Source organism: Brevundimonas sp. UYEF29, assembly GCF_040546195.1.
GTDB lineage: Bacteria > Pseudomonadota > Alphaproteobacteria > Caulobacterales > Caulobacteraceae > Brevundimonas > Brevundimonas huaxiensis.
Genome location: NZ_JBEPNH010000002.1, coordinates 202,415 through 217,011 on the forward strand (window position 1 = coordinate 202,415; position 14,597 = coordinate 217,011).

General features: G+C 68.5%; 10 protein-coding genes, 1 tRNA gene and 1 pseudogene. 5 read left to right on the plus strand and 7 right to left on the minus strand.

The annotated features are described in order from the left end of the window. Positions 1-151: 151 nt before the first annotated feature. Positions 152-2,563: a membrane-bound PQQ-dependent dehydrogenase, glucose/quinate/shikimate family gene (locus ABIB58_RS03930; protein WP_354039204.1), complete on the plus strand. Its 2,412-nt coding sequence runs from the start codon at positions 152-154 to the stop codon at positions 2,561-2,563. Between the two features lie 172 nt (positions 2,564-2,735). Here ABIB58_RS03930 and ABIB58_RS03935 read toward each other — a convergent pair whose 3' ends face one another. After that, positions 2,736-3,998, minus strand: a complete 1,263-nt coding sequence (locus tag ABIB58_RS03935; RefSeq protein ID WP_354039206.1) for a glutamate-5-semialdehyde dehydrogenase — start codon at positions 3,996-3,998, stop codon at positions 2,736-2,738. Then, positions 3,995-5,152, minus strand: a complete 1,158-nt coding sequence (gene proB, locus ABIB58_RS03940) for a glutamate 5-kinase (protein WP_354039208.1) — start codon at positions 5,150-5,152, stop codon at positions 3,995-3,997. The genes ABIB58_RS03935 and proB overlap by 4 nt, the downstream gene beginning before the upstream one ends. Before the next feature lie 67 nt (positions 5,153-5,219). Here proB and ABIB58_RS03945 point away from each other — a divergent pair, with 67 nt between their 5' ends. The 4 genes from ABIB58_RS03945 (at position 5,220) to ABIB58_RS03960 (ending at position 10,674) form a co-directional block, all read left to right on the plus strand. After that, positions 5,220-5,999: a ZIP family metal transporter gene (locus ABIB58_RS03945; protein WP_295184523.1), complete on the plus strand. Its 780-nt coding sequence runs from the start codon at positions 5,220-5,222 to the stop codon at positions 5,997-5,999. A gap of 230 nt (positions 6,000-6,229) precedes the next feature. Then, on the plus strand, positions 6,230-8,467 hold the full coding sequence (locus tag ABIB58_RS03950) for a glycoside hydrolase family 3 N-terminal domain-containing protein (RefSeq protein ID WP_045809736.1): 2,238 nt from the start codon (positions 6,230-6,232) through the stop codon (positions 8,465-8,467). Between the two features lie 97 nt (positions 8,468-8,564). Continuing rightward, positions 8,565-9,725 carry a glutamine-hydrolyzing carbamoyl-phosphate synthase small subunit gene (carA, locus tag ABIB58_RS03955; RefSeq protein WP_045809737.1) on the plus strand — a complete coding sequence of 387 codons (1,161 nt, stop codon included), beginning with the start codon at positions 8,565-8,567 and terminating at the stop codon, positions 9,723-9,725. Between the two features lie 4 nt (positions 9,726-9,729). Continuing rightward, positions 9,730-10,674: a hypothetical protein gene (locus ABIB58_RS03960; protein ID WP_231576550.1), complete on the plus strand. Its 945-nt coding sequence runs from the start codon at positions 9,730-9,732 to the stop codon at positions 10,672-10,674. Positions 10,675-10,684: 10 nt separating this feature from the next. On the opposite strand, the pseudogene galE reads toward ABIB58_RS03960, so the two are convergent. The 5 genes and pseudogenes from galE to metX form a co-directional block, all read right to left on the minus strand. After that, a pseudogene (gene galE / locus ABIB58_RS03965) lies at positions 10,685-11,674 on the minus strand (UDP-glucose 4-epimerase GalE); the annotation flags it as partial. A gap of 78 nt (positions 11,675-11,752) precedes the next feature. After that, positions 11,753-12,019, minus strand: coding sequence for a hypothetical protein (locus ABIB58_RS03970; protein WP_045809738.1), 267 nt, complete (start codon positions 12,017-12,019; stop codon positions 11,753-11,755). A 215-nt stretch (positions 12,020-12,234) separates the two neighbouring features. After that, a tRNA-Glu gene (locus ABIB58_RS03975) sits at positions 12,235-12,309 on the minus strand. A gap of 52 nt (positions 12,310-12,361) precedes the next feature. Further along, complete coding sequence (metB, locus tag ABIB58_RS03980; protein WP_045809739.1) at positions 12,362-13,540, minus strand: cystathionine gamma-synthase; 1,179 nt, start codon at positions 13,538-13,540, stop codon at positions 12,362-12,364. Then, positions 13,537-14,589, minus strand: coding sequence for a homoserine O-succinyltransferase MetX (gene metX, locus ABIB58_RS03985; protein WP_045809740.1), 1,053 nt, complete (start codon positions 14,587-14,589; stop codon positions 13,537-13,539). The genes metB and metX overlap by 4 nt, the downstream gene beginning before the upstream one ends. Between the last annotated feature and the right edge of the window lie 8 nt (positions 14,590-14,597).

Below are 14,597 nucleotides of genomic sequence, written 5' to 3' on the forward strand. Positions count from 1 at the left end.
CGTCCAATCGGACACGTTTCGTCGTCAAAAGTTGCTGATGGTGGCCGTTTGCGCCGCAACAGGATTTTGTTCCAGGGGTGCGACAATAGGAACCGGCGCGGCCTCGAGGCGTTCGAAAGACGGATTTCAGCCGACCACAGAGAGTGCGCCCATGCCCCGATGGACAACCCCGACCGGCCTTGGGGGATGGCTGACGTTGCTTCTTGGGGTCCTACTGGCCGTGATCGGTCTGGTGCTGACGGTCGGCGGCGTTCAGCTCGCGATGCTGGGCGGCTCCTGGTATTATCTGATTGCAGGCCTGGCGCTGATCGTGTCGGGCCTTCTGCTTGTCTGGCGCGACGTACGCGGAGCCTGGCTCTATGGCGCGGTCTTCGTCGCCACGGTGATCTGGGCGCTGTGGGAGAAGGGCCTGAACGGCTGGGCCATGATCCCGCGCCTGGTCGGGCCGCTGGTCCTGATGTTCCTGGTGTTGGCGACCCTGCCGGTGCTGCGCTCGCGCGGCGGCGGCAAGACGGCGGGCCTTGGTGCGCTCGGGCTGGCGATCCTGACGGTCGTGTTCGGCCTGGTGGTCGGTCAGATCAATGCGCCCGGCGTCGACAGCCCCGTGCCCGGCGCGCGGGGACCGTTCGGCGATCCCGCCCTGATCAAGGCCGGCATGGACTGGCCCGCTTATGGCGGCTCGGATGCGGCCCAGCGCTATTCGCCGCTGAACCAGATCAACAAGACCAACGTCGGGCAGCTGGAGCGCGCCTGGACCTTCCGCACCGGCGACCTGCCCGGCGAACGCTTCGGCGCCGAGACCACGCCGCTGAAGATCGCCGACACCGTCTATCTCTGCTCGGGTCGCAACAAGATGTTCGCCCTGGACGCCAACACAGGTCGGCAGAAATGGGTCTATGATCCGAAGGTGGCGGACGAGCAGATCCCCTACACCGCCGCCTGCCGGGGCGTGACCTATTACGCCGCGCCCAACGTCGATCAGGCCCAGCCCTGCGCGACCCGCATCATCGAAGGCACGCTGGACGGCCGCATTATCGCGGTCGATGCGCGCACCGGCGTGCCTTGCCCGGCCTTCGGAACCAACGGCGCCGTCAGCATCAAGGAAGGGATCGGCAATCCCTATCCCGGCATGGTGTCGATCACCTCGCCGCCCGTCGTCGTGCGCGGCGTCATCGTCACGGGTCACCAAGTGCTGGACGGCCAGAAACGCTGGAACGCCTCGGGCGTGATCCAGGGCTACGACGTCGTAACGGGTCAGCTGCGCTTCGCCTGGGACATGATGCGTCCCGACATCACCACCGCCCCGCCGGCCGGCCAGACCTATACGCCGGGCACGCCGAACATGTGGACGACGGCGACGGGCGACGAAGCCCTGGGCCTGGTCTATCTGCCGATGGGCAACTCGGCCGCCGACTACTATTCGTCGCTGCGCCGGCCCCAGGAGAACCAATATTCCAGCGCCCTGGTCGCGCTGGATGTCACTACGGGCAAGCCGCGCTGGAGCTATCAGACCGTGCGCCGCGACGTCTGGGACTACGACCTGGGTTCGCAGGTGACGCTGGTCGACATGCCGACCGCAGGGGGCGTGACGCCGGCGGTGATCCTGCCGTCCAAGCGCGGTGAGATCTTCGTGCTGGATCGCCGCACGGGCCAGCCCCTGCACGGCGTTCAGGATCGTCCGGCCCCGCGCGGCGGCGTCGAACCGGCCCAGCGCGCGGCGACCCAGCCCTATTCGCTGTTCAACACCCTGGCCAAGCCCGACCTGCGCGAAGTCGACATGTGGGGCATGTCGCCGATCGACCAGATGATCTGCCGCATCCAGTTCAAGAAGGCGTCGTATCAGGGCCAGTTCACACCCCCGACCGCCGACCGTCGCTTCATCGAATATCCGGGCTACAACGGCGGTTCGGACTGGGGCAGCGTGGCGCTGGATCCGCGTCGCGGCGTGATCATCGCCAACTACAACGACATGCCCAACTACAACCGTCTGGTGCCGCGCGCCGAGGCGAACAAGTTGGGCTGGTTCCCCCGCGACGACCCTCGCTATCAGGAAGAGAAGACCGGCGAGGGCGCCAAGGCCGAAGGCGCGGGCGATCCGCAGATGGGCGTGCCCTATGCGATCGACGTCAACGCCGGCTGGCGGATGCCCTTCACCGGACTGCTGTGCAAGGAGCCTCCGTACGGCGGCATCCGGGCCATCGATGTCCAGAGCGGCAAGACCCTGTGGGATCGTCCGTTCGGCACGGCGCGCAAGAACGGGCCGTTCGGCATCCCCTCGATGCTGCCGCTGGAAATCGGCACGCCGAACAACGGCGGCTCGGTGGTCACGGCGGGCGGCCTGATCTTCATCGCCGCAGCGACCGACGACCTGATCCGCGCCATCGACATCGAGACGGGAAAGACCGTCTGGTCCGACGTCCTGCCCGCCGGCGGCCAGGCCAACCCGATGATCTACGAGCAGAACGGCCGCCAGTATCTGGTGATCGTGGCGGCGGGCCATCACTTCATGGAAACGCCAGAGGGCGATTATGTCATCGCCTATGCTTTGCCGCGGCGCGGCTGAGACCACGCACCAATCTCCCTCCCCCGCGGGGGAGGGTGGTCGCGTCAGCGACCGGATGGGGGCGGCTCGGAAACGAGCCGCTTTTTCTCATTCAGCGGGATATCGCCTGCCGCCCCCACCTCGCCTTCGGCTCAGCCACCCTCTCCGAACGAGGAGGGAGAACGTGCGCGACCTACGGCCTGATCTGGCCCTGGCCACGCACGACGTATTTGTAGGTGGTCAGCTGCTCCGCCCCCACCGGGCCGCGCGCGTGGAGGCGGTTGGTGGAGATGCCGATTTCGCCGCCGAAACCGAACTCGCCGCCGTCGGCGAACTGGGTCGAGGCGTTGATCAGGACGATGGCGCTGTCGACCTTGACGGCGAACCGCTCGGCGGCCTCGGCCTCGGTGGTGACGATGGCCTCGGTGTGGCCCGAGCCGTAGCGGGCGATGTGGTCGGTCGCGGCGTCCAGATCGTCCACGACGCGGACGGCGAGGATGGGGGCCAGATATTCGGTGATCCAGTCGGCCTCGGTCGCGGGCGTCATGGCGGGGACAATGGCGCAGGCCGATTCGTCGCCGCGCAGTTCGCAGCCGGCGGCGATCAGGTCGGCGGCGATAGGGGGCAGTAGGCGCTGGGCCGCCGCCCGGTCCACCAGCAGGGTCTCGGTCGCGCCGCAGACCGAGACGCGGCGCATCTTGGCGTTCAGAACGATGGCGCGGGCGGTCTCCAGATCGGCGGCCTCATGCAGATAGGTGTGGTTCAGGCCTTCCAGGTGGCTGAGCACGGCCGTTCGCGCCTCGGCCTGGACGCGGGCGACCAGGCTCTTGCCGCCGCGCGGGACGATGACGTCGATGGCGCCGCTCAGCCCGGTCAGCATCAGGCCGACGGCCTCACGGTCGGGAGTGTCGACCAGTTGCACCGCATCGGCGGGCAGGCCGGCCTCGGCCAGGCTTTCCGCGATCAGGGCGGCGATGGCCAGGGACGAATGCAGACAGTCCGAGCCGCAGCGCAGGATGGCCGCATTGCCCGAGCGGATGCACAGGGCGGCGGCGTCGGCTGTGACGTTGGGACGGCTCTCGTAGATCACGCCCAGCACGCCGATCGGGGTGCGGACGCGCGCGATGTCCAGGCCGTTGGCGGGGGTCCAGCGTTCGGTCTCGACGCCCAGCGGATCGGGCACGGCGGCGATGGTCGCCACCGCCTCGGCCATCCCGGCGATGCGGGCGGAGCTCAGCGACAGCCGATCGATCAGGGCCTCGGTCATGCCGTTCAGGCGGGCGGCCTCCACATCGCGGGCGTTGGCGGCGAGCAGGGCGGGTTCAGCGGCCGCCAACTTTGCCGACAGGATTTCCAACACGCGGGTGCGGGCGGCGGCGGGAGCTTCGCGCAAGAGCATGGCGGCGGCGCGGGCGCGCTGGCCCAGATCGAGCATTCGGGTCTTCAGATCGGTCATCGGTCGTCCAGCACCATGTCATCGCGGTGGATCAGCACCGAGGCCCCGCGATAGCCCAGCAGGGTCTCGATCTCGTCCGAGCGTCGGCCGCGAAGGCGCGCGGCCTCGTCGGCGGCGTAGGCGGCCAGGCCCACCCCGACGGCGCGACCGTCCGGGTCGAGCAGACGCACACAGTCGCCCTTTTCGAATCCGCCCGAGACGGCCGTGACCCCGGCGGGCAGCAGGCTCTTGCCTGCCTTCAGCGCCGTGACGGCCCCGGCGTCCAGCGTCAGGGTTCCAGTTGGCGACAGACTGCCGGCGATCCACTGCTTATAGGCGGCCATCGGCCCGTCGGGGGCGGCGATCAGGGTGGCGCGCGCGCCGTCGCGGATGGCGCTGAGCGGCGACAGGGTCTGGCCCGAGGCGATGATGGTGGCGCAACCGGCCGAACGCGCGATCTGGGCCGCCGCCAGCTTGGTCGCCATGCCGCCCGTGCCCACGCCCGCATCGGCGTTGGCGCCGCCGCCCATGGCCAGGATGTCAGGGCTCAGCGTCTCGATCAGGGGCAGATGGGCGGCGTTCGGATCGCGGCGCGGATCGGCGGTATAAAGGCCGTCCACGTCCGACAGCAGGATCAGCAGATCCGCTCGCGCCAACTGGGCCGTGCGCGCCGCCAGCCGGTCGTTGTCGCCGTAACGGATTTCCTCGGTCGCCACCGTGTCGTTTTCGTTGACGACGGGGATGACGCCGTGGGTCAACAGGGCCTCGACGGTCGCGCGGGCGTTCAGCCACCGCCGACGGCGTTCGGTGTCGTCGCGCGTCAGCAGCACCTGGCCCGCGATCAGGCCGTGCGGGTCCAGCGCCCCGGACCAGGCGGCCATCAGCAGCGACTGTCCGACCGAGGCCGCCGCCTGCTTGTCCTCCAGCCGTGCGCCGAGCGAAGGCAGCCGGCCCCGGCCCAGAGCGATCGAGCCGGACGAGACGACGATGACCTCGCGCCTCTCGGCCTTCAGCGCCGCCAGGTCCGAGGCGACGGCCGCCAGCCAGTCGCGCGTCGGCTGACGCGTGGCTGCGTCGATCAGCAGGGAGGATCCGATCTTGACCACGACCCGCCGGGCGGCGCCCAGCGCCGACGCAGCGTTCGGGCCGACGGGGAGGGCGGCGCGCTGGGACATGAAGCTTTCTGTAACGCCACGGTTCGGGCTTGTCTCTTGCCGTGTCTCGCCGCAATGCAGACGGATGATGGAATCCCTTTCCCCCATCGCCGCCGGCGGTCTGGGCAGTCTGGCGGCGGGCATGATGACGGCGGTGGGCGCCGTGCCTCTGCTGTTCTTCCGCAAGGCGGGGGTGCAGACCCAGAGCGCCCTCTTGGGATTCGCCGCCGGGGTCATGCTTGCGGCCTCCTTCTTCTCGCTGATCATTCCGGGCGTGGACGTGCTGCAGGCGGGCGGGGCCAGCCAAGCGGCGGCGGCCGGCGTCATGGGGGCGGCGGTGCTGATCGGGGCGACGGTGATCGGCCTGATGAACCGGTTCGCGCCGGTGGACATGCTGGCCATCGGACCGGCGGGATCGCGCGACCTGTCGCGGCGCATCTGGCTGTTCATCATCGCCATCACCCTGCACAACTTCCCCGAAGGCGCGGCCGTGGGCGTCAGCTTCGGCGGCGGCGATATGCATCAGGGCCTGTCCACCGCCATCGGCATCGGCATCCAGAACATGCCCGAGGGACTGGCCGTGTCGGCGGCGATGGCGACCCTGGGATACGGCCGCTGGCCGGCCTTTGCGGCGGCGCTGGCTTCGGGCCTGGTCGAGCCGGTCGGCGGCCTGATCGGCGCCAGCGTGGTCGATCTCTTGCCCGGCGCCCTGCCGTGGGGGCTGGGCCTGGCGGCGGGGGCCATGATCTATGTCGTCACCGCCGAGATCATTCCCGAGACCCGCGAGAAGTCCAAGGGCGAGGGGTCGATGATCGGCCTGATGATCGGCCTGGTGGGAATGATGTTCCTGGATATCGCCCTGGGATGATGGCGGCGAAACGCGGCGTGACCGCGCAGCGCGGCGTTACATCGATTTACATGGCGGGCGGGGGTTGAAGCCGTCGGGGCCGAGAGGCTAGGCCTCTCGCTTCGCTGCTCGATTGTCCCCCGAAAGGAGCGCCAGCCTAAATGACGCGACCTCTCAAGCCTGCGGCTTCCCGTAGAAATTTCTTGTCTGGCCTGGGGCTTTTGGCCCTGATGGGCGCCGGAGTTTTCCCCATGCCTGTTTCCGCCCAAGCGTCCCGCACCGTCGCCCGTCACCGCCAGAAGATCGAGGATCTGATCGCGGCCATGACGGTCGAGGAGAAGGCGGGCCAGCTGAACCTGCTGGCCGATCCGTTCCGCTGGATGCCGACGGCGGTGAACCCGCTGGACGGCACGGGCGATCCCGCGCGCGTCACGGCCCTGATCCGCGAAGGCAAGGTCGGGTCGCTGTTCAACGGCATCGGCGCCGAGGCGGGCCGCCGCATCCAGCGCGTGGCGATGGAGGAGAGCCGGCTGAAGATCCCGCTGCTGTTCGCGGCGGACGTGATCCACGGCCTGTCGACCATCTTCCCGGTGCCTTTGGCCGAGGCGGCGGCCTTCGACACCGAACTGGCGCGGCGCACGGCGCGGGCCGCGGCGGTCGAGACGGCTGCGTCGGCCGTTCATCAGACCTACGCCCCCATGGTGGATGTGGCGCGCGACCAGCGGTGGGGGCGCAACGTCGAGGGCGCGGGCGAGGACGTTCTGCTGAACAACCTGCTGGCCGCCGCCCGCGTGCGCGGCTTCCAGGGCGAAAAGGGTCTGGACGACCGTGACGCGGTCCTGGCCACCGCCAAACACATGGCCGCCTATTCCGCCGCCGTGGGCGGGGTCGAATACAACACCACCGACATGAGCGAGCAGACGTTGCGCGGGGTCTTCCTGCCGCCGTTCAAGGCGTCGGTGGACGCCGGCGCCCTGTCGATCATGAGCGCCTTCAACGACGTCAACGGCGTGCCGGCGTCGGGCAGCCGCAAGCTGTTGACCGACATCCTGCGCGGCGAATGGGGCTTCGAGGGCTTCGTCGTCTCCGACTACACCTCCGAGCAGGAGCTTGTGGCCCACGGCTTCGCCGAGGACGGCCGCGACGCCGCCCGCTTGGCCTTCAACGCCGGGGTCGATGTGTCGATGGTGTCGGGTCTGTATCTGGAACATTTGCCCAGCCTGGTCGCGTCGGGCGAGGTGTCGATGGCGCGGCTGGACGAGGCGGTGCGTCGCGTCCTGAACACCAAGGCGGCGCTGGGCCTGTTCGACGATCCCTATCGCGGCACCGATCCGGTGCGTGAAAAGGCGGTGGTCGGCTCGCGCGAGCACGTCGAGCTGTCGCGTGAGGCGGGCCGCAAGTCGGTCGTGCTGCTGAAAAACGATAACGGCCTGCTGCCGTTGAAGAAGAGCCAGAAGATCGCCCTGGTCGGCCCGTTCGCCGACGACGTGGACAATGTCTGGGGGCCGTGGACCATCTGGGGCGCGCCCGAGCGACGCGTGTCGCTGGAGGCCGGCTTCCGCGCGGCCATGAGCGATCCGCAGAACCTGACCGTCGCACGCGGTTCGGGCGTCGAGACGCCGCTGGACGGCGGGATCGAGCAGGCCGTCGCCGCCGCCCGCGACGCTGAGGTCATCGTCCTGGCCATCGGCGAAGCGACCAACATGTCGGGCGAGGCCCAGTCACGCACCGAGATCGTGGTGCCCGCGCCGCAGGTCGCCCTGGTCGACGCTATGGCGGCGCTGGGCAAGCCCATGGTCATCCTGCTGAGGAACGGCCGGGCTCTGGCGCTGGAAGGCAATGTGAAGAACGCCCAGGCCATCGTCGTGACCTGGTTCCTGGGCGAACAGCTGGGTCATGCCGTCGCCGACGTCCTGTTCGGCGATCACGGCCCGTCGGCGCGCCTGCCGGTCAGCTTCCCGCACAAGTCGGGCCAGCAGCCCTATTCCTACGACCGCAAGACCACCGGCCGCCCGGCCAATCCCGATCTGGCGAGCGAGGAATACAAGGCCCGCTATCGCGAGACGACGAATACGGCGCTGTATCCCTTCGGCTATGGCCTGACCTATGGCGCGATCAGCTATGGGCCGGTCGAGATGGAGAGCGACAAGCTGGCCTGGGCCGGCACGCTGGATCTGGCCGTGACCGTGACCAACACCGGGTCGCATCCGGCCGAGGAGCTGGTTCAGCTCTATATCCACGACCGGGTCGCCAGCCTGACCCAGCCGGGCCGATTGCTGAAGGACTTCAAGCGCGTGTCGCTGAAGCCGGGCCAGAGCACGAAGGTGACCTTCACCCTGAACGCTCGCCAACTGGGCTTCATCGGCGCGGACGAAACCTGGCGCATCGAGCCCGGTCTGTTCGACGTCTGGCTGGCGCCGCACGCCCAGGGCGGGGCCAAGGCGACGTTCCAGCTGATCGGTCCGGCGTCGATCACCGACGGGCGGTGACGCGCGCCACGTTGACGGGGCAGGCGGCAGGGCTTAACGACGCCGCCGTTTGCCTTCGGCCTTCGTATCGGCCGGATTCGATTTTAGGAGCGCGCCCATGACGACGAAGATTCTTCCGGGCGCCACCGGCGTTCTCGCGCTCGCGGACGGCACGATCCTGCAGGGCGTCGGCGTGGGCGCCGTCGGCTCGGCCCTGGGCGAGGTGGTCTTCAACACCGCCATGACCGGCTATCAGGAAATCCTGACTGATCCGTCGTACATGAGCCAGATCCTGGCCTTCACCTTCCCGCACGTCGGCAATGTGGGGACCAATGTCGAAGACATCGAGCAGATGGGCGGCGGGTCCGACACCTCGGCGCGCGGCGCCATCTTCCGCGACGTTCCGACCGATCCGGCCAATTATCGCTCGGACGCCAGTTTCGACGACTGGATGAAGCGGCGCGGCGTCGTGGGTCTGGCCGGGGTGGACACCCGCGCCCTGACCAAGATCATCCGCGACAAGGGCGCGCCACACGCCGTCATCGCCCACGACCCGGACGGAAACTTCGACCTGGAGGCCCTGGTCGCCCAGGCCAAGGGCTGGACCGGGCTGGTCGGTCTGGACCTGGCCAAGCCCGCCTCGACCCTGCAGGCGTTCGAATGGAACGAGGGTCTGTGGGACTGGCCGGAAGGTCATCCGAAGACCGAGGGCCGCAAGGACGTGGTCGTCATCGACTACGGCGTGAAGCGCAACATCCTGCGCGCCCTGGCCTCGACTGGCGCGCGCATCACCGTGGTCCCGGCGACGACGACGGCGGAAGAGGTTCTGGCCCGCAATCCCGACGGCGTGGTTCTGTCCAACGGTCCGGGCGATCCGGCTGCGACAGGCGAATACGCCGTGCCTGAAATCCAGAAGCTGGTCGCCAGCGGCAAGCCCTTGATGGGCATCTGCCTGGGCCACCAGATGCTGGCCCTGGCCCTGGGCGCCAGGACTGTGAAGATGGATCAGGGCCACCACGGCGCCAACCATCCGGTCAAGGATCTGACCACCGGCAAGGTCGAGATCGTGTCGATGAACCACGGTTTCACCGTCGATCGCGACAGCCTGCCCGACGCGGTGACCGAGACCCACGTCAGCCTGTTCGACGGCACCAACTGCGGCATCGCGGTCAAGGACAAGCCGATCTTCAGCGTCCAGCACCACCCTGAGGCCTCGCCCGGCCCGACCGACAGCCTGTATCTGTTCGACCGGTTCGCCGATCTGATGGGCGATCGCTGACGCCATGAAACAGGGGGCGGTTCGGTCGGACTATCTGGACTGGCTGGCCGAGGCGTTCGAGGTCGCTCGCCGGTTTACGCCCCTGCCGGACGGTGATGTCGTCGTCGGCTACGCCACCGGATACGACGCGGCCGATATCGCGCCCTTCGTCCTGTCGCTGCGGGCCGTGTTCGAGGGTCCTGTGGCTCTCGTCGTCGATGCTGAACCGGCCCTGCGCGCCTTTCTGGCCCAGCATCGGGTGACCGCCGTCGATGCGCCGGTCTGGCGCGGATGGGCGCCGCATCCGGTGATGCAGCGGTTCGTGGCCTTCGCTGGTTTGCTGGGCGAGCGGCCCGGCGCGGCCCTGGCCTGCGACGTGCGCGATGTGATCTTCCAGGCGCCGCCCTTCGATCCGGCGCCGAAGGAGCTTGAGGCCTATGTCGAGGCCGAGACGCCGCTGGCCGATCATGCCTTCAACATGAAGTATCTGCGCGCCCTGTTCGGGGAGGCCCAAGCGCGGCAGCTGGCCGACAAGGCCTGTCTGTGCGTCGGCACCCTCGTCGGGCCACGCGCGGAGGTCTCGCGGCTGTCGCGACTGATCCTGTCGCTGGCGGCGACGCCGCGGTCCGAGATCGGCGGGGCGTTCGGCGCCGATCAGGCGGCCTTCAACATGGCGATCCATCAGGGTCTGACGGCGATGACCGTTCGTCCCAACTACGGGCGCGTGGCGACCCTGGGCCTGACGCCCGGCGAGATGCTGAGGTTCGAGGGGGGCAAGGTCGTCAATCCGGACGCCAGCGTCAGCCCCATTGTCCATCAGCATGATCGCCATCCGCATCTTGAAGCGCCGGTCCATGCGCTGTGGGGTGGCGGGCTGGAGCTGCGTCGGCGGGTAAGGCCCAAGTCGGCGGGGCAGAAGTTCGAAAAGCTGAAAGCCTCGCTGCGCCGCCGGATGCCCGAACTGCGCTGAGCTGGCTGTGCCAGGCCCAGGCGCTGGCGACGATGGAGGACAGGTCCGACTGACGTGGCGCAAAGCCCAGGGCCTGGCGCGCCACGGTGATGTCCGACACAAGATGCGGCGGGTCGCCCGCGCGGCGCGCGCCTGCTGCGTCTGGCAGACGAAGGCCGCTGTGGGCCATGATCGTTTCCAGCACCTGCCGTACCGAATGGCCGCGACCGGCGCCCAGATTACAGGCGAAGAAACCGCGTCGATCGCCGAGCAACTGGGTCAGGGCGGCGAGATGGCCCTGGGCCAGGTCGCAGACGTGGACATAGTCGCGCACCGCCGTGCCATCGAGCGTCGGGTAGTCGGTCCCATGAACGGCGAAGTCGTCGATCTGGCCGCGTAGGGCCATCATGGCGCGCGGGATCAGATGGGTCTCAACCGGCCGATCTTCGCCGATCAGGCCTGACGCCGAGGCGCCGCCGGCGTTGAAATAACGCAGCGCGATCACATTCAGCCCGTGCGCGGCGCTGGCGTCCGACAGGATCTGCTCGCAGCCCAATTTGGAACGGCCATAGGGGGTGACGGGCGCCAGCGGCGTCGCCTCGGTGATCGGATCGTCGCCAGGATCGCCGTAGACGGCGCAGGTGCTGGAAAAGACCAGCCTGTTCACGCCCGCCGTTCGCATCCCGCCCAACAGGCCGAACAGACCGCCGACATTGTTGCGGTAGTAATCCAGCGGCGCGCGCACCGACTCCGGGACCACGGACGAGCCGGCGAAATGCATGACGGCGCAGATGTCGTGGGCGATCAGGGTGTGGCGCACCTTGTCCGCGTCCCAGACATCGCCCTCGACCAGCGGTCCCCAGCGCACGAACCGGCGACGGCCGGTCGACAGGTTGTCATAGGTGACGGGCCGATAGCCGGCGGCCGCCAGGGCCTCGCACACATGAGCGCCGATATAGCCCGCGCCGCCTGTGACCAGGATCGCCTTCGCAGATGTCAGCGCCGATCCGACTTCGCCCATTCGCACTTGTCGGATACCGAGGGTCGGTAAATCAACCCCAAATCACCATCGTGGGTATTCAGGCGTGTGAGACGACTATCAGGGGATCGGCGAGAAACTATGCTCTTCGCGCAGTGCGCTGGCTTTCCGGACGGCGATCGGCGCGGCATGCAGCCAGTAGTCGGCGTCTTCGAGACGCTGCTCCCTGCGGCGCTCCAGTCCACGCAGGCGGCGCAGGGCGGCGTTCTGGAGGAGGCGCGCATGCAGGGCGCGGGGCGACAGTTCGGCGATGGCGGGAGAGCCGGGGACGGCGACGGCGTCGGGGCCTTTGGGCTCCACCGCCGGACGGGCGATGGCGATAAACATGAGGATCTCGGTGCAGGAGGGAGAGGCGCTTCTGCGCCGGCTAACGAGGGGTTAACCACAGTCCCTGTGGATAGTTCCTGACTGCGTCCGAAAAAAGTCCATGAATCGAGAGGCTTACTGCCCGTTTCCGAACAAAATGGTTACCAAAATCTTAATCCGGGATCGGAGCGTTCGCTCGACGATGTTCGGGAAGGGCGCTGCAAATGCGCCGCCGGTGGCAGTCCCTAGGGGAGTCGAACCCCTCTTTTCAGGTTGAAAACCTGACGTCCTAACCGATAGACGAAGGGACCGCAGCCGGGGCGGCGCATGTGCCCCGGTTCGGCTCCTCCTGCAAGCAAAAAGTTACGCGGCCGCGGCGGTTGCGGGCACAAGCGCGTCCAGCGCCGGGAACAGGTCGGCGATCAGGTCCTCGACATGCTCCAAACCCACCGACAGGCGCACCAAGCCATCGCCGATGCCGGCCGTGGCGCGCTGTTCCGGCGTCATGGCGGCGTGGGTCATGGTGGCCGGGTGGGCGATCAGGCTTTCGACGCCGCCCAGCGATTCCGCCAGGGTGAATATCTCCAGCGTCTCGACCAGATCGCGCACGGCGTCCGTGCCGCCTTGCAGTTCGAAGCTGAGCATGGCGCCGGGGCCGGCCTGCTGGGCCGCGACCAGGGCGTGGTTGGGGTGCGACTTCAGGCCGGGATAGTGGACGGCCTTGACCGCCGGGTGGGCGGCCAGCTTTTCGGCGATCTTGCCGGCCGTGGCCTGTTGCCGCTCGATGCGCGCGAACAGGGTGCGCACGCCGCGCAGGGTCAGGTAGGCGTCGAAGGGCGAGCCGGTCACGCCGGTGCAGTTGGCCCACCAGGCCAGGGTCTGGTGATCCTCGGCGTCGGCCGAGATGACGGCGCCGCCGACCACGTCGGAATGGCCGTTAATGAACTTGGTGGTGGAGTGGACCACGAAATCGGCGCCCAGCTTGATCGGGTTCTGCAAGGCCGGCGACAGGAAGGTGTTGTCGCACACGACCTTGGCGCCCGCCGCATGGGCGCGGGTGCAGATGTCGGCGACATCGACCAAGCGCAGCAGGGGGTTGGAGGGGGTCTCGACCAGCACCAGCTTGGGCTTCAGGGCCAGGGCGGCCTCGAAGGCGACGGGGTCGCCCTGATCGACCAGCAACAGTTCGAAATGCCCCTTCTTCGCGCGGGCGTTCAGCAGGCGACAGGTGCCGCCGTAACAGTCGTGCGGCGCGATCAGCAGGTCGCCCGGCTCCAGCAGGGTCAGGGGCAGGTCGACCGCCGCCATGCCGGTGGCGGTAATGACGCAGCCGGCGCCGCCCTCCAGCTCGGTCAGGGTCTCGGCCAGCACGTCGCGGGTCGGATTGCCGGAACGGCTATAGTCGTACTTCCGCTTCTGATCGAAGCCGGCGAAGGAATAGTTCGACGACAGATACAGCGGCGGCATGACCGCGCCGTGGGCCGTGTCCGTATCCACGCCCGTGCGGGCGGCGATGGTGTGCGGATTGGCGATACGGGTCATGCTTTGATGTCCTTCAAGGCGGCGCGGAGGATGTCGCCGACGAAGGCGTCCTCCTTCAGAAAGGCGTCGTGGCCATAGAGCGAGGGCGCCTCGACGAAGCGCCACAGGGTCGGCAACCGCGCGGCCAGTTCGCGGATGTCGTCGATCGGCACCAGCCGGTCGGAGGTGAAGCCGATCAGGGTGACGGGGGTGGTGATGGCTTCCGGCGTCACGCTGTGGCGGTCCAGCGAGTCGGACATCGACAGCCAGCGCGCCGGGGTGGTGTGGGTCCGGTAGGCCTGGCCCCGCGCCGTCAGATAGTCGCATACGGGATAGGCGCCGCCGACCGCGCTGGGCGCCGTGGTGTCGAAGCGGTCGTCGAACTCCTCGGCCGTGCGATAGGTGGTCATGGCCAGTTCGCGGGCCAGGGCGACGCCGTCCTCGGGACGGCCGGCGGCGACGGCGAACTGCAGGATGCGGCGCTGGATGCCGCGCCAGGCGGTGGCCTGGGGATGGGCGCGATGGGCGGCCGACACGATGATCAGCTGCTCGGCCCAGTCGGGGAACAGTTCGGCGAAGGCCAGGCCGACCATGCCTCCGTATGAGCAGCCGACGAAGGCGGCGACGCGCTCGATCTTCAGATGGTTCAGGACCAGGGCCAGCAGGCGGGCCTGGTCCTGGGTGGTGATGGTGATGGCCTTGTCCAGGAACTCGGTGCCGGGGGCGAAATCGACGGCCAGAACTTGCAGGCGGCTCAGGTCGATGGGCCCGCGCACCGATACAGCGCCCGACCACCAGCCCAGGCCGTTGGTCTCCGTCCGGTGGACGAAGCGGCCGGCCGAGATGCCGCCGGCGACCACGACGACCGGCGCGCCGATCCGGCCATGCAGGCGGCCGACGATATTGGGCTGGTTCAGCTTTTCGCCCGAGGCGAGGCGGAAATCGGCGGGAATGGGAACGATGACGTCGCGGGCGCCGCCGCGCTCACGCGTCGGTTCGCGGACAGGGGTGAGGGCTGTCGCGCGGCGACAGTCGGGGTCTTCGAGCAGGGTGGTTTCGGCCAGTGTCATCTTCGTTC